We start from the raw sequence: 22992 nt of genomic DNA, 5'->3' as shown, positions 1-22992 counted from the left end.
GCCGGGGTGACGAAGGGCGGGCCCCGGTGTGGTGCCGGGGCCCGTCGGTTCAGCGTTCGGTCACCTTGCCGGCCGCGACCTCCAGGCGGCGGGTGACCCGGACCGCGTCCAGCATGCGCCGGTCGTGGGTGACAAGGAGCAGGGTGCCCTCGTAGGCGTCGAGCGCCGATTCGAGCTGCTCGATGGCCGGCAGGTCCAGATGGTTCGTCGGCTCGTCCAGGACGAGCAGGTTGACGCCCCGGCCCTGGAGCAGGGCGAGGGCGGCGCGGGTGCGCTCGCCGGGTGACAGGGTGACCGCCGCGCGTGTCACATGGTCCGACTTCAGCCCGAACTTGGCCAGCAGGGTGCGCAGTTCGACCGGTTCGGTGTCGGGGACGGCCGAGCGGAACGCGTCGAGCAGGGACTCCGGGCCGTGGAACAGCTTGCGCGCCTGGTCGACCTCGCCGATCAGGACGCCCGAGCCGACGGCCGCGTGCCCGGCGTCCAGCGGGATCCGGCCGAGCAGCGCGCCCAGCAGGGTCGACTTGCCCGCGCCGTTCGCGCCGGTCACCGCGACCCGGTCCGCCCAGTCGATCTGGAGGGTGACCGGTCCGAAGGCGAAGTCGCCGCGCCGCACCTCGGCGTCGCGCAGGGAGGCCACGACCGCGCCGGAGCGCGGGGCGGCCGCGATCTCCATGCGCAGCTCCCACTCCTTGCGGGGCTCCTCCACGACCTCCAGACGCTCGATCATGCGCTGCGTCTGGCGGGCCTTCGCGGCCTGCTTCTCGCTGGCCTCGCTGCGGAACTTACGGCCGATCTTGTCGTTGTCGTTGCCCGCCTTGCGGCGCGCGTTCTTCACGCCCTTGTCCATCCAGGAGCGCTGCGTCTGCGCCCGGTCCTGGAGCGCGGCCCGCTTGTCGGCGTACTCCTCGTAGTCGTCGCGCGCGTGGCGGCGGGCCACGTCGCGTTCCTCCAGATAGGCGTCGTAGCCGCCGCCGTAGAGGTTGATCCGCTGCTGGGCGAGGTCGAGTTCGAGGACCTTGGTGACCGTGCGGGTGAGGAACTCGCGGTCGTGGCTGACGACGACGGTGCCGGCGCGCAGGCCGGTCACGAAGCGTTCGAGGCGCTCCAGTCCGTCCAGGTCGAGGTCGTTGGTGGGCTCGTCGAGGAGGAAGACGTCGTAGCGGGAGAGCAGCAGGGAGGCGAGGCCCGCGCGGGCGGCCTGGCCGCCGGACAGGGACGTCATCGGCTGGTCGAGGCCGACGGCGAGGCCGAGCGAGTCGGTGACCTCCGCGGCGCGCTCGTCGAGGTCGGCGCCGCCCAGGTCGAGCCAGCGCTCCAGGGCGGTCGCGTAGGCGTCGTCGGCGCCCGGTGCCTCGTCGACCAGCGCCTGCGTCGCCTCGTCCATGGCGCGCTGGGCCTCGGCGACGCCGGTGCGGCGGGCGAGGAACTCCCGGACGGTCTCGCCGGGGCGGCGCTCGGGTTCCTGGGGCAGATGGCCGACGGTCGCGGTCGGCGGGGAGAGCCGCAGCTCGCCCTCCTCGGGCGCGGTGAGCCCGGCGAGCAGGGTGAGCAGGGTGGACTTGCCCGCGCCGTTGGCACCGACCAGCCCGATCACGTCCCCGGGGGCGACGACGAGGTCGAGCCCGGAGAAGAGGGAGCGGTCGCCGTGCCCGGCGGCGAGGTTCTTGGCGACAAGGGTGGCAGTCATCAGGTCGTAGATCCTAGGCCCTGCCGGCCCGTGGTCCCCCGCCCCCGTCCCCCGGCCCGGTCCGTCCCGGTCTCGCCGATCGGCGTGCGGTCGGCTAGCGTCCCGGCGTGAGTACTCGGGCGAACGGTGAAGTGGTCGTGGTCGGGGGCGGGGTGGTCGGGCTGACCACGGCGGTGGTCCTCGCCGAGCGGGGCCGGCGGGTGCGGGTGTGGACCCGGGACCCGGTGGAGCGCACCACCTCGGCGGTGGCCGGGGCGCTGTGGTGGCCGTACCACATCGAGCCGGTCACGGCGGCCCGGGCGTGGGCGCTGCGCTCCCTGGAGGTGTACGGGACGCTGGCCTCGCGGCCGGAGGAGACCGGGGTGCGGCTGGTCGACGGCGCGATGGGCGAGACGGACCTGGCGGACGTGGAGAGCTGGGCGGCCGGACGGCTGCCGGAGCTGCGCCGGGCCACGGCACGGGAGTACGCCCCCGGGCCCGCCGTGTGGGCGCGGCTGCCGCTGATCGACATGGCGGTGCATCTGCCGTGGCTGCGGGAGCGGTTGCGGCGCGCGGGCGGTGCGGTGGAGGAGCGCACGGTGTCCGATCTGGCGGAGGCCGACGGCCCGGTGGTCGTCAACTGCACGGGTCTGGGCGCCCGGGAGCTGGCCGGGGACGCGTCGGTGCGGCCGGTGCGCGGGCAGTTGGTCGTGGTGGAGAACCCGGGCGTCGACACCTGGCTGGTGTCCACCGCCCCGGACGGCGCGATGGCGTATCTGTTCCCGCAGCCGGGGCGGCTGCTGCTGGGCGGTACGTCCGAGGACGACGTGTGGGGGCTCGACCCCGACCCGGCGGTGGCCGAGGGGATCGTGGCGCGGTGCGCGGCGCTGCGCCCGGAGGTCGCGGGCGCGCGGGTCCTGGAGCACCGGGTGGGGCTGCGCCCGGTGCGCGACGCGGTACGGCTGGAGCGGACGGTCCTGCCGGACGGGCGGCCGCTGGTGCACCACTACGGGCACGGCGGCGCCGGGGTGACGGTGGCCTGGGGGTGCGCGGAGGAGGCGGCCGCGCTGGTCGCCTCCTCCTGACGCGTCGCCCGGTTCAGGGAGTCCGGGTCCAGGGGGTCCGGGTTCAGGGGTCCGGGTTCAGGGGATCCGGTGCGCCCGTGGTGCGGTGGGTACGCCGTCCAGGCGCCCGGGGGTCGTGGGCGGGCCCGCGACGCTCCCGGCCGTGGCGGCGGCGAAGGCGGGGGCGCCGCCGACGAACGGGACCCGGGCCGAGGTGCGGGCCAGGTCGAGGGTGAGGGTCGGGGTGTCGGCGGGCGGGTCGATCAGGTCCCTGTCGGTGCCCGCGACGTTCAGGGCGAGGCGGTGTCCGGCCGGGACGACATGGTCGGTGGCCGCCAGCTCGACGGTGATCGTGTACGGCCTGCCCGGGGTGAGCGGGGCGCCCTTGCCGGGGTCGGCGTGGGTGCCGAGGTCGGCCCAGCCCCGGCTGAGGACGGTGAAGCCGACGTCGGCCGTCGCCGCCCGCGTCTCCTTGTAGCAGGCACTGTCCCCCGCCGTGCTCGCGCCCCAGCAGGTGCGGTCGGTGAGCGTGGTGATGCCCTCGCCGCTCGCCGTGTAGTCCCGGATGGTGTCCGGGCCCAGGTCGACCAGGACGGCGCTGAGATGGGCGGTCGGGGTGGTGGGCGTGGCGGTGACGGTCACCCGGGAGGAGCCGGCCAGCCGCAGGTCGCGGGTGAGGGGCCCGGTGACGAAACCGGCCTTGTCGGGGGTCGGGGTGTCGACACGGGCGGCCCAGTCGCTCTCGCTCCGCCGGGGGTCGTCGGTGAAGGAGGCCGTGCCGGTGCCCTTGCGCAGACCGAGGGTGCCGACGCCGGGACGCGGTCCGGTGCCGGGGCGCAGGGTGGCGGCGCGGGTGCCGTTCGGCGGCCAGACCTTCGAGGTGACCCACTGGTCGGGGTGGCGTTCGATGTCGGCCATCGGCTCGCGGTCGATGCCGTTGTCGTAGCCGAGGAGTTCGTGGTCGAACCAGCGGTGGAGGGTGTCGACCCAGTCGGCGCGGCGGAAGTCGAAGGGGTCGACATGGCCGGTCTGGGAGAGCCAGATCTTGCGGTCGACGCCGTTCTCCGCGAGCGCGTCCCACCACTGCCCGAAGTGCCTGGCGCGGACGTTGAGGTCCTGGAGGCCGTGGACGACGAACACGCTGGCCTTGATCCGGCGGGCGTCCGCGACGTAGTCGCGCTCGGCCCACAGGGGCGTCAGGTCGCCGGTGCGCGGGGCGCCCTCGACCAGCCGCCGTCCCACCTCGGCGCAGCGGGGGCGGGCGTCGGGGCTGTTCACGTAGTCCGCGAGCCGGTCGGGGCCCGAGTCGTAGAGCGGGGCGCCCTGCTGGAAGTAGTAGTCGTACCAGGAGGAGATGGCGGCGATGGGGACGATCGTCCGCAGGCCCTTCACTCCGGTGGCGGCGACGCCGTTGGCGATGGTGCCGTCCCAGCTCTTGCCGATCATGCCGGTTCTGCCGTTGCTCCAGTCCGCGGCGGCGGTCGTGGCGCCGGTGCGGGTGGTGTACGCGCGGGCGCGGCCGTTCAGCCAGTCGACGACGGCCTTCGCGGAGCGGATGTCGGAGCGGCCGCCGACGTCCACGCAGCCGTCGGAGCGGCTGGTGCCGGCCAGGTCGACACCGACGACGGCGTAGCCGCGCGGGACGAAGTAGTTGTCGTAGAACAACGGCATCTGGACCACGCGGCCGTCCGCGTCGTACGTCTTGCGCTGGCTCTCGTTGCCGCGGCCGCAGCACGCGTAGTAGGGGCTGGCGTCCATGATGACGGGCACCTTGCGGCCCCGTTCGGCCGGTTCGCGGGGGCGGACGATGTCGACGGCGACCCGGTCGGGGCGTCCGTCGCCGTCGCCGTCGAGCCCGGTGTCGACCCAGACGGCCTCGCGGATCGCGTGCTCGTAGGAGTGGACGGGGCGGCTCTCGCGCGAGGCGCCGAGGCCCGTGGTGCCGTGGGCCGCCGCCGGGGTGAGGAAGGCGGCCGTCAGCAGGGTGACGGCGGCCGCCGCGAGCGTTCTCCAGATCGTGAAGCGCGTGCGTGTCGGCATGCGCGGGACGGTACTCGGGTCAACTCCCGTACAGAAGAGGGCCGTTGTGGCGGTCGTGGGCCGGGTGTGGCCGGATCACGTCCATGGGGGTGGTTCGGTCGTGACGGCCGAATGGCGATCGTGTGACAGCGGGGGCGTCGGCGGATCCTGGGCACAGGAAGTTCCTAGGCTTCCAACCGACCGTGTGTTCCCCCCACTTGGAGTTCCTGTGCATCCCAGACTCATCGCGCCGGGCGCACTCGCCGCCGCGTCCGTCCTGCTGGCGATCCCGGCGTCGGCCGCGAGCGTCGGACCCGGTGCGCCGGGCGTCGGCGACCCCTACTACCCGGCCTACGGCAACGGCGGATACGACGTCTCGCACTACGACCTCCGGCTGAAGTACCAGCCGGCCACGGACGAACTGGAGGGCACCGCGACGATCCTCGCGCGCACCACCCAGGATCTGTCGCGCTTCGACCTGGACTTCCTGCTCGACGTGGACGAGGTACGGGTCAACGGCGTGAAGGCCGCGTTCGCGTCCTCCGGCGAACATGAGCTGGAGATCACGCCGAAAACTCCGCTGGCCAAGGGCACGGCCGTCACGGTCGTGGTGCGGTACCACGGTGTGCCGTCCTCGAAGCAGGCGTACGGCTTCACGAGCTGGCACCGCACGCCGGACGGCGGGGTCGGCGCCAACGAGCCCGAGGCGGCCTGGTGGTGGTTCCCCAGCAACGACCACCCGAGCGACAAGGCCACCTACGACGTGTCCGTGCAGGTGCCCGACGGCACCCAGGCGATCTCCAACGGCACGCTCCAGTCGGCGGTCTCCCGGCTCGGCTGGACCCGCTACTCCTGGCGCTCGGACAAGCCGCAGGCCACCTATCTGGCCACGCTCGCGGTGGGCAGGTTCGACCTCACCACCGGGACCACGGAGAGCGGCATCCCGGTCGTCAACGCGTACAGCAAGGACCTGGGCGCGAACGCCGGGGCGGCGCGGGCGAGCGTCGAACGGACCGGGGAGATCGCCGACTGGCTGAGTGAGTACTTCGGCCCGTACCCCTTCAACGCCCTCGGCGGGTATGTGCCGAACACGAACACCGGGTACGCGCTGGAGACCCAGACCCGGCCCTTCTACAGCCCGCGGCAGTTCGCGAACGGCTCGAACACCTCGGTCGTGGTGCACGAGCTGGCCCACCAGTGGTACGGCGACCTGGTGTCCGTCGCCGGATGGAAGGACATCTGGATCAACGAGGGCTTCGCGCGGTACGCGCAGTGGCTGTGGTCCGAGCACGAGGGCGAGGGCACGGCGAAGGAACTCGCGGACTACGTCTACGCCTCGCACCCCGCCGACGACCCGTTCTGGAAGGTCGCGCCCGGGGACCCGGGGCCGGAGAACCAGTTCCACCTGGCCGTCTACGACCGGGGCGCGCTGGCCCTCCAGGCGCTGCGGGACGAGATCGGCGACGACGCCTTCTTCGCCGTGCTGAAGGGCTGGCCGCAGCGGTACGCCCATGGCAACGCGTCCGTCGAGGACTTCCGGCGGTACGCCGAGGAGGTGTCGGGGGCGGCGCTGGGTGCGCTGTTCGACACCTGGCTGTTCCAGCCGTCGAAGCCGACGGTGGCGGCGGCGCGCGCCGCGTCGCTGACAGTGCCTTCGGCTGCATCGGCGGCATCGGCGGCGGCGGTCGAGCCTCGGTCGTGGCGGAAGATCGCCGCGACGAACGGGGTGCACGACACGCACTGAGCGGCGTCCGAGCGCCCCTCAGTGGAGGGCGTCGCGGGTCGCCGCGGCGCTCTCCGTGGCGGGGATCGTGCAGGCGTACGCCCCGGCCTTCGCCCCGAACTCCGCGCATCTGAGCGGGGGTTCGCCGCCCAGACGGCCGTAGAGGAAGGCGGCGGCGAAGGCGTCGCCCGCGCCGTTGGAGTCCACCACCGGTGCGGGCGGTACGGCGGCCGGTACGTGCGTCAGCTCGCCGTCGGCCAGCAGACGCGCGCCGGCCGCGCCCGCCGTGGCGACGACGATCCGGGCGCGGCCGCGGTCGGCGATCCGGCGCATGGTCGCCTCGGGGTCGGTGAGCGCGGCGGCGGAGAGGAAGACGATGTCGGCGGCGTACGCGAAGGACGCGTGGTAGGGGTTCTCGCCGTCCCAGTCGTGCAGGTCGGTGGAGAGCGTGACGCCCGTCTCGCGCAGCACCGGCAGGGCGTCGGCGCAGGGCTGGGTCAGGGACACGTGCGCGTGGCGGCTCGCGCCGGCGAGCAGGCGCAGGGTGTCCTCGGGGAAGCGGTCGGCGGGGTGGGCGCGGCTGGTGTCGTACAGGGACAGGCGGCGGCCGTCCGGGCCGACCAGGTTGACCGCGCGCTTGGTGCCGAGGGGCTGGGGTACGGCGGTGAGGGCGATGCCGTGCTGGTCGTGCAGGGCGCGGACGAGGTCGCCCTCGGGGTCGTCGCCGAGGAAGTCCAGGTGGTGCGTGCGCAGGCCGAGGGCGGTGAGGCCGAGGGCGACGAAGTCGCCGGTCTGGCCGGCGCGGGTGCGGATCCCCTGGTCGATCATGTAGCTGTCGGCGTACGGGAGGGGTAGCTCGGGCACGTGGACGATCGTGTCGACGCCGGCTCCGCCTAGGACGAGGACGTCGATCTCTTTCGGCACGGGTGCCCCTTCCTGGGGTGTTGTCGGCGAGATCGCAGCGTATCCGCTGCCGCGGGGGTCGCAGTGGGTGAGTGCGGGTGGGTGGGGGCTGGTCGCGCAGTTCCCCGCGCCCCTTGGGGGCGGTCGTGGGTGTCGCAGTGTCGGTGGGACAGTGATACTGCTGCATATGACGATCGAGACCGAGGAGACGGACCTCACGGTCGACGAGTTGGCCGCTCGTGCCGGGGTCACGGTGCGGACCGTCCGCTTCTACAGCACCAGGGGGCTGCTGCCGCCGCCGGTGATCGGTCCGCGCCGGGTGGGCCGTTACGGGCCGCGCCATCTCGCGCGGCTCGCGCTGATCGAGGAGCTGCAACGGCAGGGCATGACGCTGGCGGCGATCGAGCGCTATCTCGGCGGGCTGCCGCCGGACGTGGACGCGCACGGGCTCGACCTGCACCGCGCGGTGGTCGCCTCCTGGGCGCCGGCCGACGTGGAGACGGTGACCGGGCAGGAGCTGGAGCGCCGGGCGGGGCGGCCGCTGTCCGAGGAGGACATCGGGCAGCTCACGGCGATGGACGTGCTGGAGGAGGCCGGTGACGGCTCCTACCGGGTCGACTCCACGCTGCTCGCGCTCGGGGTGCGGCTGCTGGACGTGCCGCTGTCGCCCGAGGTGATCCTGGCGGCCCGTACGACGCTGATCGAGCACTCGCGGGCGGCGGCGCACGAGCTGTCGCGGCTGCTGCGGGACGCGGTCGCCGAGCGGGACGCGCGGGACGTGAAGTCGCTGACGGCCCATATGCATCCGCTGGTGGTGCAGGCCCTGTTGACGACGTTCCAGCGGTCCCTGCGGGACGAGCTGCGGCAGTGGCTCACCGAGCCTCCGTCGGAGGAGTGAGTGCCACGCGCGGGACCCCGGGCTCGGGGTCCCGCGCGTGGGCCGTGCGTCAGGGGGTGTCGGTGAAGGTCTCGCCCTTCTCCGCCTTCTCCACCAGCAGGGCCGGAGGCAGGAAACGGTCGCCGTAGCGGTCGGCCAACTCCCGTGCCCGGGCCACGAATCCGGGCAGGCCGCCCTCGTAGCCGTTGATGTACTGGAGGACGCCGCCGGTCCAGCCGGGGAAGCCGATGCCGAAGAGGGAACCGATGTTGGCGTCGGCGACCGAGGTCAGGACGCCTTCCTCCACGAGGCGGACGGTGTCGAGGGCCTCGGAGAACAGCATGCGTTCCTGCATGTCCCGGAACGGGATCTCGGTCCCGGGCTTGGTGAAGTGCTCGCGCAGGCCCGGCCAGAGCCCGGCGCGCTTGCCGTCCACGTAGTCGTAGAAGCCGGCGCCTCCGCTGCGGCCGGGGCGCTCGAACTCGTCGACCATGCGGTCGATGACCGTGTCGGCCGGGTGCGGGGTCCAGGTGCCGCCGGCCTCCTCGACCGCGGTCCTGGTCTCGTTGCGGATCTTGCGCGGGAGGGTGAGGGTCAGTTCGTCCATCAGGGACAGGACCTTCGCCGGGTAGCCCGCCTGGGCCGCCGCCTGCTCGACCGACGCGGGCTCGATGCCCTCGCCGACCATCGCGACGCCCTCGTTGATGAAGTGGCCGATCACGCGGGAGGTGAAGAAGCCGCGGGAGTCGTTGACCACGATCGGCGTCTTGTTGATCTGGCGGACGAGGTCGAAGGCGCGGGCGAGTGCCTCGTCGCCGGTGCGTTCGCCCTTGATGATCTCGACGAGGGGCATCTTGTCGACGGGTGAGAAGAAGTGCAGACCGATGAAGTCGGCCTGGCGCTCGACGCCTTCGGCGAGGGCGGTGATGGGGAGCGTGGAGGTGTTGGAGCACAGCAGCGCGTCGGGGGCGACGATGTGCTCGATCTCCTCGAAGACCTTGTGCTTGAGGGCGGTGTCCTCGAAGACGGCCTCGATGACGGCGTCGCAGCCCGCGAGGTCGGCCGGGTCGGCGGTCGGGGTGATGCGGGCGAGCAGCGCGTCGGCCTTGTCCTGGGTGGTGCGGCCCCGGGCGACGGCCTTGGCGCACAGCTTCTCGCTGTAGCCCTTGCCCTTGGCGGCGGCTTCGGCGGAGACGTCCTTGAGGACGACGTCGATGCCCGCCCGGGCGCAGGAGTAGGCGATGCCCGCGCCCATCATCCCGGCGCCGAGGACGGCGACCTTGCGGACCTTGCGGGGCTCGACGCCCTGGGGCCGGTTGGCGCCGGAGTTGACGGCCTGGAGGTCGAAGAAGAACGCCTGGATCATGTTCTTCGACGTCTGCCCGGCCGCGAGTTCGACGAAGTAGCGGGCCTCGATGACCTGCGCGGTCTCGAAGTCGACCTGGGCGCCCTCGACGGCGGCGGCCAGGATGTTGCGCGGGGCCGGGTAGGGGGCGCCGTTGGTCTGCTTCTTCAACGTGGCCGGGAAGGCGGGCAGGTTGGCGGCGAACTTGGGGTTGGCGGGGGTGCCGCCCGGGATGCGGTAGCCGGGCTTGTCCCAGGGCTGGGCCGACTCGGGGTTGGCGTCGATGAACGCGCGTGCCTTGGCGAGGAGTTCCTCGGGCGTGGCGGCCACGTCGTCGATCAGGCCGTTCTCCAGGGCCTTGCGGGGGCTGTACTGGGTGCCCTGGAGCAGGACCTTCAGCAGGGCGTCGGCGATGCCGAGGAGACGGACGGTGCGGACGACGCCGCCGCCTCCGGGGAGCAGACCGAGGGTGACCTCGGGGCAGCCGATCTTGGAGCCGGGGGCGTCGAGGGCGACGCGGTGGTGGCAGGCGAGGGCGATCTCGTAACCGCCGCCGAGCGCGGCGCCGTTGAGGGCGGCGACGACCGGCTTGCCGAGGGTCTCGATACGGCGCAGGTGCCGCTTGATCTCCAGGCCGCCGTCGAGGAGTTGCTGCGCGGTCTCGGGGGTGACGCGGATCAGGTCGCGCAGGTCGCCGCCGGCGAAGAAGGTCTTCTTGGCGGAGGTGAGGATGATGCCGCGGATGGAGTCCTTCTCGGCCTCCAGGCGGTCGGTGACGGCGGCGAGGGACGCGCGGAACGCCGCGTTCATGGTGTTCGCGGACTGGTTCGGGTCGTCCAGGACGAGGGTGACGAGACCGGTGCGGTCCTGTTCCCAGCGGATGGTGGTGCTCTGTGTCATGACGGGGGTCTCCGTTGAAGTCGCTTGGTTCCGCCGGGGTTTCAGACGCGCTCGACGATCGTGGCGATGCCCATGCCGCCGCCCACGCACAGGGTGGCCAGGCCGTACCGCTTGTCCTGGCGCTCCAGTTCGTCGACGAGGGTGCCGAGGATCATCGCGCCGGTCGCGCCGAGGGGGTGGCCGAGCGCGATCGCGCCGCCGTTGACGTTCACCTTGTCCAGGGACAGGCCCATGTCCTTGACGAAGCGCAGCACGACCGCCGCGAACGCCTCGTTGATCTCCACCAGGTCGATGTCGTCGATGGTCAGCCCCGCCTTGGCCAGCGCCTTGCGGGAGGCGGGCGCGGGACCGGTCAGCATGATCGTCGGCTCGGATCCGGACACCGCCACGGACACGATCCGGGCGCGCGGGGTGAGGCCGTAGCGCTCGCCGACCTCCTTCGAGCCGATCGCGACCAGGGAGGCGCCGTCGACGATGCCGGAGGAGTTGCCCGCGTGGTGGACGTGATCGATGCGCTCCACCCAGTGGTACTTCTGGAGCGCCACCGCGTCGAAGCCGCCGAGTTCGCCGATGTCGGCGAAGGACGGCTTGAGCTTGCCCAGGGAGTCCGCGGTGGTGCCCGGGCGCGGGTGCTCGTCGTGGTCGAGGACGACCAGACCGCTGCGGTCCTTCACCGGGACCACCGAGCGGTCGAAACGGCCCTCCTTCCAGGCCGTCGCCGCCCGCTCCTGCGACAGCGCCGCGTACTCGTCGACGTCACGCCGCGAGAATCCCTCGATCGTGGCGATCAGGTCGGCGCCGATGCCCTGCGGCACGAAGTTGACCGTCAGGTTCGTCATCGGGTCGTTGAACCAGGCGCCACCGTCCGAGGCCATCGGGACACGGGACATCGACTCGACGCCGCCCGCGAGGACCAGGTCCTCCCAGCCCGAACGGACCTTGGCGGCGGCCAGGTTGACGGCCTCCAGACCCGAGGCACAGAACCGGTTCTCCTGGAGGCCGGCCACGGTGTCCGGCAGCCCGGCGGCGATCGCGGCGATCCGCGCGATGTCGGAGCCCTGGTCGCCGACGGGTCCGACGACGCCGAGCACGATGTCGTCGATCGCGGCCGGGTCGAGACCCGGGAAACGGTTGCGGAGTTCATGGATGAGGCCGACGACGAGATCGATCGGCTTGGTGCCGTGCAGGGCGCCGTTCGCCTTGCCACGCCCGCGCGGGGTGCGGATCGCGTCGTACACAAACGCTTCGGTGCTCACGAGGGGCCTTTCAGTGAGGGTCGGAGAGGACGGTCTCGGGGGTGGGGCGGGGCCGGTCGAGTCCGGGGGTGGGGCGGGTCTGGTCGCGCTCGGGGGTGGGGCGGGTCTGGTCGCGCTCGGGGGCGGGGGCGGCCTGGTCGCGCTCAGAGTCGGGGGCGGCGAGGTCACGCTCGCAGGCGGCGCTGGCCTGGTCGCGCTCGGGGGCGGGGCGGGGCCGGTCGCGCTCAGAATCGGGGGCGACGAGGTCACGCTCGGCGGCGGAGCCGACCCGGTCGTCCTCGGAGGCGGGGGCGGAGAGGTCGCGCGCGGGGGCGGGGGCGGCCTGGCCGCGCGCGGGGGCGGGGGCGGCCTGGTCCCGCTCGGGGGCAGGGCGGGGCCGGTCGCGCTCAGAATCGGGGGCGACGAGGTCACGCTCGCAGGCGGAGCCGGCCCGGTCGCGCTCAGAGGCGGGGCGGGTCCGGTCGCGCTCGGGGCCGGCGAGGTCACGCTCGGAGGCGGAGCCAGCCTGGTTGCCCTCGGAGGCGGGGCGGGTCCTGTCTCGCCCAGAGTCGGGGGCGGAGAGGTCACGCTCGACGGCGGAGCCAGCCCGGTCGCCCTCGGCGGCGGGGGCGGGTCCGTCGAGCAGGTGCGGGACGTCCCAGTCGCTGGCCACGGCGGCCGTGTCGGCGCCCGGCAGGGCCGGGCCGCTGTGGACCGTCGTGGGGGTCGCCGAGAAGCGGGGCGCGGGTGCGGGCTGGGTGATGCCGCCGTGGTCGGTGAAGGTGCCGCGGGTGGCGAGGTGCGGGTGGTGCGGCGCCTCGCGCAGCGACAGCACCGGCGCCACACAGGCGTCGGTGCCCTCGAAGACGGCCGTCCACTCCGCGCGCGTACGGGACTTGAAGCGGGCGGCGACGGCCTCGCGCAGTTCGCCCCAGCGCGTCCAGTCGTCGCGGGCGCCGCCGAGGTCGCCGAGGCCCAGGAGGTCCACGAACGCGTCGTAGAACTGCGGTTCGAGCGCGCCGACGGCCATGTGGCCGCCGTCGGCGGTCTCGTAGGTGCCGTAGTACGGGCAGCCGCCGTCGAGGAGGTTGGCGGCGCGCCGGTCCTGCCAGCCGCCGGCCGAGAGCATGCCGTGGATCATCGCGGAGAGGTGGGCGGTGCCGTCCACGATGGCCGCGTCGACGACCTGGCCGGTGCCGGTCGCGCGCGCGTGGTGCAGGGCCGCGAGGACGCCGACGACGAGGTAGAGGGAGCCGCCCGCGTAGTCGCCGAGCAGGTTGGCGGGGACCGGCGGGGGCGTGCCGGGGTCGCCGATCATGCCGAGGGTGCCGGTGAGGGCGATGTAGGCGATGTCGTGCCCGGCGCGGTCGGCGAGCGGGCCGTCCTGGCCCCAGCCGGTCATCCGGCCGTAGACGAGGCGGGCGTTGCGGGCGTGGCAGTCCGCGGGGCCGACGCCCAGGCGCTCGGCGACGCCGGGCCGGTAGCCCTCGATCAGCACGTCCGCGCGGGCGGCGAGGTCGAGCACGCGCGCGGGGCCGTCGGGTGCCTTGAGGTCGACGACCACGGACCGTTTGTTGCGGTTGGTCACGTCGTGCGCGGGGTCGATGCCGAGGGCGGGGCCGCCGGGGCGGTCGACCCGGACGACGTCGGCGCCGAGGTCGCCCAGGAGCATGGCGGCAAACGGGCCGGGCCCGATGCCCGCCAGTTCGACCACGCGCACTCCGGTGAGCGGGCCGCGCCCGGGCGGCGTGTGTGCCGTTGTCATCCAGCCCCCTTGCTGTGACACAACCGATGTAACACCAGTGATGCTAGGAACACGTTCCAGTGGTGACAAGAGGTGGCGAGCAAGCGCTTAGCCAGTCTAGGACGGAAGCGGCCCCGGCGGCGTACGGGCGGAGGGCCGTGCGCTCAGCGGGCGTCCAGCTCCGCTATGAGCCGTTTGGGTGCGATGGTGCGGTAGCTCTCCTCGACCCAGTCGCAGAGCAGCTCGGCGGGCGGGGCGCCCTGCTCCTCCAGCGGGATGCGCACCCAGCCCGACTTCCCCAGGCCGTATCCGGCGGGTTCGGCGCCCGGGGAGGCCAGCGCGTGCCCGTGCGCCGTCTCGTCCCGCAGCTTGCAGGTGACGCCCAGGGGGTAGCTGCCGTCGGCCACGCCCAGGAAGACGAACACCTTGCCGTTGACCTTGGCGACGGACTCGCTCCACGGGAACTCCTCGGCCGCACCGGGCAGACCGAGCGCGAACGCGCGTACTTTCTCCCATTTCCTCAGGGCGTTCCTGGCCACGGTCACCTGTCTGCCTCCGGGCTCGTCGTCGGGCTCCGCACTCCTCACGCTAGCCTCAGCCACCGACAGCGGCGCGGGCTGCGGGCACCGAGGGGTGCCGTGAGCGGACATGAGCGGACAAGGGGTGTCATGAGCAAGACAAACGGGACGGACCGCCCGTACGACATCGTGCTCTTCGGGGCGACCGGATTCGTCGGGACCCTCACCGCGGAGTACCTCGCCGCCCACGCGCCCGAGGGACTGCGCTGGGCCGTCGCCGGGCGCGACGAGGGCCGGCTGCGGGCGCTGCGCGAGCGGCTGGGCACGGACGTCGGGGTGCTGCGGGCGGACGTGTCCGAACCGGCGTCGCTGCGTGCCCTCGCGGAGCACACGCGCGTGCTGGCCACGACCGTCGGCCCGTACGTCCGCTACGGCGAGGACCTCGTCGCCGCCTGCGCGGACCTCGGGACCGACTATCTCGACCTCACCGGTGAACCCGAGTTCGTCGACCTCACCTACGTCCGGCACGACGCACGCGCGCGGGAGACGGGCGCGCGGCTGGTGCACGCGGCCGGCTTCGACTCCGTGCCGCACGACCTGGGCGCCTACTTCACCGTGCGGCAGTTGCCCGAGGGCGTGCCGCTGACCGTGGACGGCTTCGTGACCGCGGACGCCGCCTTCTCCGGCGGTACGTTCGCCTCCGCGCTCGGCCAGTTCGCGCGCGGCCGGCAGATGGCGGCGGCCGCCCGGGAGCGGGGCCGGCACGAGCCCCGTCTGATGGGGCGCCGGGTGGCGGCCCCCGTGGGCGGCCCCCGCTTCGCGGCGGAGGTCGGCGCGTGGGCGCTGCCGCTGCCCACGATCGACCCGCAGATCGTGCGCCGCTCGGCGAAGGCCCTGGAGCGCTACGGTCCCGACTTCCGCTACCGCCACTACGCGGCCGTACGACGGCTGCCGGTGGCCGTCGGCGGGGTCGCGGCCGTCGGGACGCTCGCCGTCGCCGCGCAGTTCCCGCCCGTCCGCCGCGCGCTGTCGGACCGGCTGAAGCCGGGCGAGGGGCCGAGCGCCGAGAAGCGGGCGCGGAGCTGGTTCAGCGTCAGGTTCGTCGGCGAGGGCGGCGGCCGGCGGGTCTACACCGAGATCTCGGGCGGCGACCCCGGCTACGACGAGACGGCCAAGATGTTCGCCGAGGGCGCGCTCGCCCTCGCCCTCGACGACCTCCCGCCGACGGCGGGGCAGGTCACGACGGCGGTGGCGATGGGCGACGCGCTCACCGAACGGCTGATCCGCGCGGGCATCCGCTTCCGGGTGGCGGCGACCCGCTGACCCGGGGCCGTCACTGGCCGATCGTCGCCTCCTGAAGCGCCCGCCGGCACAGGGAGTCGGCCCTGCGGGTGGTCTCCGGCAGCCGGAAGCGCGGGGTGAGCGCGAGGGTGTGCGCGCAGGCCCGCTCCAGGCTCACCCGGTGACCGACGGACACGAAGACCGGCTTGACGCCCGCCCTGGTCCGCAGGGCCCGCCCGACCTCCTCACCGCCCGCCGCGAGCAGCGGTGAGGAGGACCCGCGCGGCTCGCCGGGCTCGTCGTAGGTGAAGGTGAACGGGTTCTTGGCGACACCGATCGTCGGCAGGCCGGTCAGCACCCCGAGATGGCTGGCGAGACCGAACCGGCGCGGGTGGGCCAGCCCGTAGCCGTCGCAGACCACCAGCCCCGGGTCCCCGGGCAGCGCGTCGAGGGCCGCGAGCACGGTGGGAATCTCCCGGAACGCGAGCAGCCCCGGCACGTACGGAAACGAGATCCGCCCGACCGCGGTGGCCTCGGCGACCACATCGAGACTCGCCGCGTCCAGCACGACGGCGGCGGCCACGACGACGTCCCGCTCGTCGTCGTACGCCACATCGACCCCGGTCACCCGCCCCACCCCGACCTCGGGCCCCACCTCCCCGACCACCACCCGAGCCCGCAACTCGTCCTGCACGGCCCGCGCTTCTTCTTCGCCCGCGGGCCAGCCCGCGGGAACACCGACGGTTGTTGTCATAGTGCGCACGAGCGTACGGCCCCCGGGGACATGGGCGGCGGGCCGGGGAGAATGACCGGCATGACACGCCTCCGGTCTCCGTTCGGCAGATGGGATCCGGCCCCGCTTGGCGAGGTTGCCGCGAGGTTCTCCGGCGTGGAGTCCTGTTGGTGGGTGGCGGGGGGCCTCGCGATCGAGCTGGCGGTGGGCCGCCGGATCAGGAGCCACGGGGACGTCGACGTCCTCCTGCTGCGGCGTGACCAGCTCATGGCCCAGCAGGCTCTGGCGGGCTGGCAGTGGTGGGCCGCCGATCCACCGGGAAGCCTGCGCCCTTGGGCCCCGGACGAGGTACTGCCCCCGCACGTTCACGACATCTGGTGCCGACCAGGGCCCGACGCGCCTTGGAGCATCCAGATCATGCTCGACGAGTCCCACGGCGAGGAATGGGTGTCCCGGCGTGACGCCCGGGTGCGCCGGCCGATCAGCGCGCTGGGGACGACCTCGCCGGACGGTGTTCCCTTCCTCTCCCCCGAAGTGCAGCTCTACTACAAGGCCAAGGCATCCCGGCCCAAGGACGAGGAGGACTTCGCCGCCGCACTGCCCCTGCTCACGGATCATCAGCGGCAATGGCTCGTCGGCGCGATCTCCACGACGTACGGATCCCACCCTTGGATCGAGCGCCTTCAGGCGTGATGTTCCCCGTGCGGGTCAGTCCTTGCGCCTCACGACGGCCGGGGGCTGCCAAGTGCCGTCGAGGGCCTGGGGGTGGGGCCAGTAGGCGCGCAGGTAGAGGGAGAAGGGGCCCTCGGGGGCGGGGAGCCAGTTGGGGTGGGACTGGGCGTCGGTGGGGGGTCGGGCGCCGGCGTGGAGGGTGAGGGAGCCGTCGGGGTTGCGGCGGAAAGACGTGTTCTTGGTGCCCAGCGAGTACCGGTCGAGGTCGTTGGGGTGAAAGAAGTGGTGCTCGTTGTAGAGGGTGACCGACCAGAAGCCCCGCACCGGCGGCAGCCCGTCCGCGGGGAAGGTGAGGGTGTAGTCGTGGTCGCCGGTCAGCCGTTCGCCGTCCCGGTCGAGGTCCTGGTAGAAGTACGCGGTCTCGGACGGCAGGTTGACGAAGATGTTGGCCCTGGCCATCGCCGTGCGGCCGAGGTAGTCGCCGCCGAACGCCGCGCCGTTGCGCTGGGTGCTCCAGTGGTGTCCGAGCGGGATGCCGATGTTGCGGAACTCGAACAGCTCCCGCACCAGCGTGGCCTCGGCGTCGATCGCGGTGTCCCGCAGGACGGCCGCGGCACCGGGGCTGCGCGCGGCCTCGTCGAGCAGCGACCGCAGGACGGCGTACAGGGCCTCCTCGCCGGGGCGCGCCGGCACCTCGTCCAGGACGGCGGGCAGGAGGTCGAAGAAGGTCGCCGGGTCCACCCACCGGGTCTCCCGCTCGCCGCTGGTCGCGTCGCCGGCCGGGTAGAGCGGGGCCTCGGACCAGTCGGTGGTGCGCGGCCGTCCGGTGTACTCCGCGAGCGGGTAGGCCATGATCTGGTTCACCAGCGGCTGGATCGCGGCCCGGTCCGCGTCCGTGTCGTTCATGAAGACCCGCGGGATGCACACGGCGATACGCGTGTCGAAGCGGAAGACGCCCGCGATGCCCTCCGGGACAGGCCCGTCCCAGTCGGCCGGCGCCAGCAGGTGGCAGCCGGGCTCGGTGCCGTACATGGCGCCCAGACGCGCGAACGACTCGGTGCGCTGGTCGACGGCCTGGTAGACCCAGAAGCGGCCGCCGAAGTCCGGGACCTGGATCACCGACGGGCCCCTGCGGGCGTCCAGGATCCCGAACCCGTAGACGACGTCCTGGTTGGGGCAGGCCACCACCCGCTCCTGCGGGACGACGTAGTCGTGCAGCATGCCCAGCGAGCCCGGCGGGCCGACCGGCACGATGCCGCCCAGCAGGCCCGGCGCGGGTACCTGCTCCATGACGGTGAGCCGGTTGTGCAGGTTGACCAGCGGCCATCCCCACAGGTAGGCGAACCGGCCCAGGGTCCGCAGACTGTCGGCGGTCATCCGCTGCCCGGGGGCGGGGACCGGGAGGGCGGGGCCGAGGGGACCGTCGGCGGAGGGCGGAGTCGACATGGGGCGACCGTAAGCGTCCGCCCCCGGTACCACCCACCCGTGTTACGGCGAACGGGGAGGGAGACGTGCTCGGTTGCCGGTGGCCGGTCAGCGGTTCAGGCGGGCCACCCGGCCCTGCTCCCCCGCCGCCCAGCAGGACCGGTCGGCCGTGCACGTCACCGTGTCGTACGAGCCGGTGTCGATCGTGTGCCACGTGCGGCCCGCGTCCGTGGTCAGGTCGGTGCCGGTGGGGCCGACCGCGAGGGCCGTGGTGCGGGTGTGCGGGAGCCAGGTGACGCCGGAGCGGTAGGCGGGGGGTGCCGTGCGGGCGGGGCGCCAGGTGCGGCCGCCGTCGGCGCTCGTCGCGGCGGCGTGCGGGGAGGGCTGTTCGGGGCGGTAGTCGCCGCCGACGGCGAGGCCGTGCGCGCGGTCGCGGAAGGCGAGGGCGAACACCCCGCGCGCGGGGTCCCCGGCCGGGACCGGTGTGTCGGACGCGCTCCAGGTGCGGCCGCGGTCGGCGGAGTGCAGCACGCGCGCGCGTGCGGCCCCGCCGGTGGCCAGCCAGACGTCCCGCGGCCCGGCGGTGACCAGGCACTGACCGCCCGCCGCGAAGTCGGCCTCGCCCTCCAGGGCGGCCGGCATGCCCCGGTCCGGCAGCACCGTCCAGGTGCGGCCGCCGTCGCGGGTCGACAGGATGCGGAACCTGCCGTCGACCGGGTCGCTCATGGCGAGGCCGTGACGGCGGTCGAAGAAGGCCAGGCAGTCGTAGAAGGCGCGGGCGTCGGTGTTGCGGAAGGACTCCGTCCAGGTGGCCCCGCCGTCGTCGGTGCGGTAGACGCGTGACGCCTCGCCCTCGCCGATGGCCAGCACCACCGCGTGCCGCGCGTCGAACGCCTCGACGTCCCGGAACTGGAGGTCCGCGGCGCCCGGCGGGGAGACGTTCCGCCAGCTCGCACCGCCGTCGGTGGTGCGCAACACCGTGCCCTGGCTGCCGGCGACCCACGCGGTGTGCCGGTCGACGGCCGCGAGGCCCCGGAACCGTACGGCGGGGGTGCCGGTGTCCGTGAGTTCCCAGTGCGGGGCCGCGGAGGCGTGTGCCGATGCGGCGGTCGTCGTCAGGGAGACGAGCACCCCCGCGCACGCCACCGCGGCCGCCCGGGCCCTCTTCCGCTTCGGTCCCGCCGCCCGTACCGTGCGTCGCGTCTTCCCCAAGCGCCTCATGGCGGGGGAAGCTAGCCCACGGTTCCGGTGGCGTCCAGAGGACCTCGCTTCGTCTCGGGTTCGCCCCAACCGCCCCGGCCCGCACGGGAGATGGAACACGTCACTCGTGTGCATGAAACGCGGTGACCGAGGTCACTCGGAATCCGTGTGCACGAATCGGCCGGTTCCAGCGTCTCTATCGAGTGTCCGGCACCGTCCGACCGGCACCCGTCACATCGTCGTCGCAAGGGAGCAAGGCGTTGTCCACCGTCATCGAGCAGCCCGTAGAGGCCCGCCTGGTCGCCGCCGCGCCCCGGATGCCCAGCATCCCCGCGACGCTGCACTACGACCGCACCGATCCGTTCGCCGTCCGGATGACCTTCCCGGCCCCGGCCACCCTGGAGGGCGTGGAGGTCTGCTGGACCTTCGCCCGTGAGCTGCTCGCCGCGGGTCTGGACGACTCCGAGGGCCACGGCGACGTCCGCGTCCGCCCGTACGGCTACGACCGTACGGTGCTGGAGTTCCACGCCCCCGAGGGCATCGCCGTCGTGCATGTGCACTCGTCGGAGATCCGGCGCTTCCTCCAGGCCACGAACGACCTGGTGCCCTCCGGTCTCGAACACCTCCAGCTCGACCTGGACCACGATCTGGCGGAGCTGATGCGCGACGCGTGCTGAGCCCGCCGGAGAGGGCCGCCGTTAATCCTTTGACAGCGCCACCGGCTCCTTCTACCGTGTGAAACGGTCCTGTTGCCGCCGATTGGAGAAGGACGTTGCTCGTCTGAGGTCCTGAGACACCACGCCACACGCGTTACGTGTGTGTGCGCTGCGTGCGACCTCGGCGTTCGAGCCGTCCCTGCGCGACAGGGCTTTCCGTATGCCCTCGCGCTTACCGCTCCCCGCGGTGGTCGCCGCCTTCCGGTGTCTCGATACGTGTTGCCCTGACCGCACACGCAACCGCGAGGCCCGTTTTGACTCATTCCGCGACCCATTCCATCACCTGCTCCTCCCTCGCCTTCTCCTGGCCGGACGGCACCCCCGTCTTCGAGGACCTCGACGTCTCCTTCGGCCCCGGCCGCACCGGACTCGTCGGCGTCAACGGCTCCGGCAAGTCGACCCTGCTCAAGCTGATCGCCGGACGGCTCACCCCGTCCGACGGCTCGGTGCGCGTCGCCGGCGAGGTCGGCCACCTCCCGCAGAACGTGGCGCTCGACACCGCCCTGCGGGTCGACGAGGCGCTCGGCATCGCGGCCCGCCGGGCCGCTCTGCACGCCATCGAGGCCGGAGACGTCTCCGAGGAGCACTTCGAGACCGTGGGCGACGACTGGGACGTCGAGGAGCGCGCCCTGGCCACCCTCGGCGAGCTGGGGCTCGGCCACATCGGCCTGGACCGCACGATCGGCGAGGTGTCCGGCGGCGAGTCGGTGCTGCTGCGCCTCGCGGCCCTGCTGCTGCGCCGCCCGGACGTCCTGCTGCTCGACGAGCCCACCAACAACCTCGACCTGTACGCCCGCCGACGGCTCTACGCGGCCGTCGCGGCCTGGCCGGGCGTCCTGGTCGTGGTCAGCCACGACCGGGAGCTGCTCGACCTGGTCGACCAGATCGCCGATCTGCGCTCCGGCGGGATCACCTGGTACGGCGGCAACTTCTCCGCCTACGAGGAGGCCCTCGCCACCGAGCAGGAGGCCGCCGAACGCATGGTGCGGGTCGCCGAGGCCGACCTGCGCAAGCAGAAGCGCGAACTGGTCGACGCCCAGGTCAAGCTGGCCCGCCGCAAGCGGTACGGGCAGAAGATGTGGGACCAGAAACGCGAGCCGAAGATCGTCATGGGGGCCCGTAAGCGCGCGGCGCAGGAGTCCGCGGGCAAGCACCGCATCCTGCACGAGGAGCGCCTCGCCGAGGCCAGGGAGCGGCTCGACGACGCGGTGGACTCCGTCCGGGACGACGACGTGATCCGGGTGGACCTGCCGTACACGGCCGTCCCGCCGGGGCGCGGCGTCCTGAGCCTGCGGGACCTGGAACTCGCGTACGGCGCGCGCGTGGCGGGCGGTCTGGATCTGCACGGTCCCGAGCGGGTGGCGCTGATCGGGCGCAACGGCGCGGGCAAGACCACGCTGCTGCGCACGATCGCCGGGGAGCTGGCACCGGTGTCGGGCGAGGCGCACACGCATGTGCCGCTGCGTTTCCTGCCGCAGCGCCTCGACGTCCTCGACGGTGAGCTGACGGTCGCCGAGAACGTGGCACGGTTCGCGCCGGACGCCACCCCGAACCGGATCCGGGCCCGGCTGGCCCGCTTCCTGTTCCGGGGCGCCCGCGCGGACCAGAAGGCGGGCACCCTGTCCGGCGGGGAGCGCTTCCGGGCGGCCCTGGCGGCGCTGATGCTGGCCGAGCCCGCGCCGCAGCTCCTGATGCTGGACGAGCCGACGAACAACCTCGACATGGCGAGTGTGCGTCAGCTCACCACCGCCCTGGAGTCCTACGAGGGTGCGCTGATCGTGGCCAGTCACGACCTGCCGTTCCTGGAGTCCCTCGGGGTGACCCGCTGGCTGCTGCTGGACGGGGAGTTGCGGGAGACGACGGCCGAGGAGGCGGCGGACCCGGCGTAGCGGACGGCCGCGGCCGGGACGAGCGGGCGGGACGAGCGGGCGGGTCTCGGGAAAGGCACAGCCCGGCAACAGGGGTTTTGTCCTGGTGCACCGGGGCTGCATGATGGCTGACCGGCGCCGCCACCGACGGCGCGCCGGCAGGCCGTCCGCCGCGCGATCCGCCGGGCGGCCCTCCACCCCGCCGATCTACTCCCCCCGATCTGCTCCCCGCCGATCTACTCCCCCGCCGATTCGGAGACCTGGACGTGCCCACCAAGAAGGCCCTCATCCGCCGCCCCGGCCCGCGCCTCGCCGAGGGCCTGGTCACGCACATCGAGCGGGAGCCGGTCGATGCGGAGCTGGCCCTGGAGCAGTGGGAGGCGTACGGCGAGGCGCTGCGGGCGCACGGCTGGGAGACCGTCGAGGTCGACCCGGCCGACGACTGCCCCGACGCCGTGTTCGTCGAGGACACGGTGGTGATGTACAAGAACGTCGCGCTGATCGCCCGCTCCGGCGCCGAGTCCCGGCGCGACGAGGTCGCCGGTGTCGAGGAGGCCGTGGCGCACCTGGGCTGCTCGGTGAACTGGATCTGGGAGCCGGGCACGCTGGACGGCGGCGACGTGCTGAAGATCGGCGACACGATCTACGTCGGCCGCGGCGGCCGGACCAACGCGGCCGGGGTCCAGCAGGTGCGGGCCGCCTTCGAGCCGCTGGGCGCCCGCGTGGTCGCCGTTCCGGTGAGCAAGGTGCTGCACCTGAAGTCGGCGGTCACGGCGCTGCCCGACGGCACCGTGATCGGTCACATCCCGAAGGTGGACCGGCCGTCGCTGTTCCCGAGCTTCCTGGCGGTGCCGGAGGAGTCCGGGGCGCACGTCGTGCTGCTCGGCGGGGCGAAGCTGCTGATCGCGGCGAGCGCGCCGAAGAGCGCCGAGCTGCTCGCCGACCTCGGGCACGACCCCGTCGTGGTCGACATCAGCGAGTTCGAGAAGCTCGAAGGCTGTGTGACATGTCTCTCCGTCCGGCTGCGCGACCTGTACGCCTGACGGATGAAACCGATCACCTTTTCGGCCCCGGGACCTGCGGTTCCCGGGGCCGTTTCG

The 22992-nt window shown here is 73.3% G+C and carries 17 protein-coding genes and 1 pseudogene; 8 read left to right on the top strand and 10 right to left on the bottom strand.

Annotation, left to right across the window (positions count from 1 at the left end; translation table 11 throughout):
• Window positions 1-49 precede the first annotated feature (49 nt).
• Window positions 50-1690 carry an ABC-F family ATP-binding cassette domain-containing protein gene (locus AFM16_RS32680; RefSeq protein ID WP_078636066.1) on the bottom strand — a complete coding sequence of 547 codons (1641 nt, stop codon included), beginning with the start codon at window positions 1688-1690 and terminating at the stop codon, window positions 50-52.
• A gap of 107 nt (window positions 1691-1797) precedes the next feature.
• Between AFM16_RS32680 and AFM16_RS32675 the strand changes: the two genes are divergently transcribed.
• Window positions 1798-2754, top strand: coding sequence for an FAD-dependent oxidoreductase (locus tag AFM16_RS32675; protein WP_078636065.1), 957 nt, complete (start codon window positions 1798-1800; stop codon window positions 2752-2754).
• A gap of 57 nt (window positions 2755-2811) precedes the next feature.
• Here the strand turns inward: AFM16_RS32675 and AFM16_RS32670 are convergent, their stop codons facing one another.
• Window positions 2812-4773: a Xaa-Pro dipeptidyl-peptidase gene (locus AFM16_RS32670; RefSeq protein WP_078636064.1), complete on the bottom strand. Its 1962-nt coding sequence runs from the start codon at window positions 4771-4773 to the stop codon at window positions 2812-2814.
• Window positions 4774-4981: 208 nt separating this feature from the next.
• Here AFM16_RS32670 and AFM16_RS32665 point away from each other — a divergent pair, with 208 nt between their 5' ends.
• A complete protein-coding gene (locus AFM16_RS32665) occupies window positions 4982-6496 on the top strand; it encodes a M1 family metallopeptidase (protein WP_078636063.1) in 1515 nt (504 codons plus the stop codon).
• A gap of 18 nt (window positions 6497-6514) precedes the next feature.
• Here AFM16_RS32665 and AFM16_RS32660 read toward each other — a convergent pair whose 3' ends face one another.
• A complete protein-coding gene (locus AFM16_RS32660; protein WP_078636062.1) occupies window positions 6515-7399 on the bottom strand; it encodes a PfkB family carbohydrate kinase in 885 nt (294 codons plus the stop codon).
• 166 nt (window positions 7400-7565) lie between these two features.
• Between AFM16_RS32660 and AFM16_RS32655 the strand changes: the two genes are divergently transcribed.
• On the top strand, window positions 7566-8276 hold the full coding sequence (locus AFM16_RS32655) for a MerR family transcriptional regulator (protein ID WP_078636061.1): 711 nt from the start codon (window positions 7566-7568) through the stop codon (window positions 8274-8276).
• Window positions 8277-8325: 49 nt separating this feature from the next.
• On the opposite strand, the gene AFM16_RS32650 is transcribed toward AFM16_RS32655, so the two are convergent.
• The 4 genes and pseudogenes from AFM16_RS32650 to AFM16_RS32635 form a co-directional block, all read right to left on the bottom strand.
• Window positions 8326-10500, bottom strand: coding sequence for a 3-hydroxyacyl-CoA dehydrogenase NAD-binding domain-containing protein (locus tag AFM16_RS32650; RefSeq protein ID WP_078636060.1), 2175 nt, complete (start codon window positions 10498-10500; stop codon window positions 8326-8328).
• A 41-nt stretch (window positions 10501-10541) separates the two neighbouring features.
• Window positions 10542-11756: an acetyl-CoA C-acetyltransferase gene (locus tag AFM16_RS32645; RefSeq protein WP_078636059.1), complete on the bottom strand. Its 1215-nt coding sequence runs from the start codon at window positions 11754-11756 to the stop codon at window positions 10542-10544.
• Window positions 11757-12369: 613 nt separating this feature from the next.
• Window positions 12370-13500: pseudogene (locus AFM16_RS32640) on the bottom strand (CaiB/BaiF CoA transferase family protein); the annotation flags it as partial.
• A gap of 143 nt (window positions 13501-13643) precedes the next feature.
• Entirely contained in the window at window positions 13644-14024 is a 381-nt protein-coding gene (locus AFM16_RS32635) for an MmcQ/YjbR family DNA-binding protein (RefSeq protein WP_030789600.1), read from the bottom strand.
• Window positions 14025-14147: 123 nt separating this feature from the next.
• Here AFM16_RS32635 and AFM16_RS32630 point away from each other — a divergent pair, with 123 nt between their 5' ends.
• Window positions 14148-15320 carry a saccharopine dehydrogenase family protein gene (locus AFM16_RS32630; RefSeq protein ID WP_078636057.1) on the top strand — a complete coding sequence of 391 codons (1173 nt, stop codon included), beginning with the start codon at window positions 14148-14150 and terminating at the stop codon, window positions 15318-15320.
• A gap of 10 nt (window positions 15321-15330) precedes the next feature.
• Here AFM16_RS32630 and AFM16_RS32625 read toward each other — a convergent pair whose 3' ends face one another.
• Complete coding sequence (locus AFM16_RS32625; RefSeq protein ID WP_078636056.1) at window positions 15331-16032, bottom strand: endonuclease V; 702 nt, start codon at window positions 16030-16032, stop codon at window positions 15331-15333.
• 60 nt (window positions 16033-16092) lie between these two features.
• Here AFM16_RS32625 and AFM16_RS32620 point away from each other — a divergent pair, with 60 nt between their 5' ends.
• Window positions 16093-16704: a nucleotidyltransferase domain-containing protein gene (locus tag AFM16_RS32620; protein ID WP_078637163.1), complete on the top strand. Its 612-nt coding sequence runs from the start codon at window positions 16093-16095 to the stop codon at window positions 16702-16704.
• A 15-nt stretch (window positions 16705-16719) separates the two neighbouring features.
• On the opposite strand, the gene AFM16_RS32615 is transcribed toward AFM16_RS32620, so the two are convergent.
• Entirely contained in the window at window positions 16720-18129 is a 1410-nt protein-coding gene (locus AFM16_RS32615) for a DUF1254 domain-containing protein (protein WP_078636055.1), read from the bottom strand.
• A gap of 87 nt (window positions 18130-18216) precedes the next feature.
• A complete protein-coding gene (locus tag AFM16_RS32610; protein ID WP_078636054.1) occupies window positions 18217-19329 on the bottom strand; it encodes a WD40/YVTN/BNR-like repeat-containing protein in 1113 nt (370 codons plus the stop codon).
• Window positions 19330-19568: 239 nt separating this feature from the next.
• On the opposite strand from AFM16_RS32610, the gene ssgD reads away from it, so the two are divergent.
• The 3 genes from ssgD (at window position 19569) to ddaH (ending at window position 22935) form a co-directional block, all read left to right on the top strand.
• A complete protein-coding gene (ssgD, locus tag AFM16_RS32605; protein WP_078636053.1) occupies window positions 19569-19985 on the top strand; it encodes a spore wall synthesis regulator SsgD in 417 nt (138 codons plus the stop codon).
• Window positions 19986-20278: 293 nt separating this feature from the next.
• Window positions 20279-21913: an ABC-F family ATP-binding cassette domain-containing protein gene (locus tag AFM16_RS32600; protein WP_030789583.1), complete on the top strand. Its 1635-nt coding sequence runs from the start codon at window positions 20279-20281 to the stop codon at window positions 21911-21913.
• Window positions 21914-22158: 245 nt separating this feature from the next.
• Window positions 22159-22935, top strand: a complete 777-nt coding sequence (gene ddaH, locus AFM16_RS32595) for a dimethylargininase (RefSeq protein WP_030789580.1) — start codon at window positions 22159-22161, stop codon at window positions 22933-22935.
• The last annotated feature ends 57 nt before the right edge of the window (window positions 22936-22992 follow it).

Origin of the sequence: Streptomyces antibioticus (assembly GCF_002019855.1) — a bacterium.
GTDB lineage: Bacteria > Actinomycetota > Actinomycetes > Streptomycetales > Streptomycetaceae > Streptomyces > Streptomyces antibioticus_B.
Note: the sequence above shows the minus strand (reverse complement) of the source record. Positions and strands in the feature narration are given on the sequence as shown.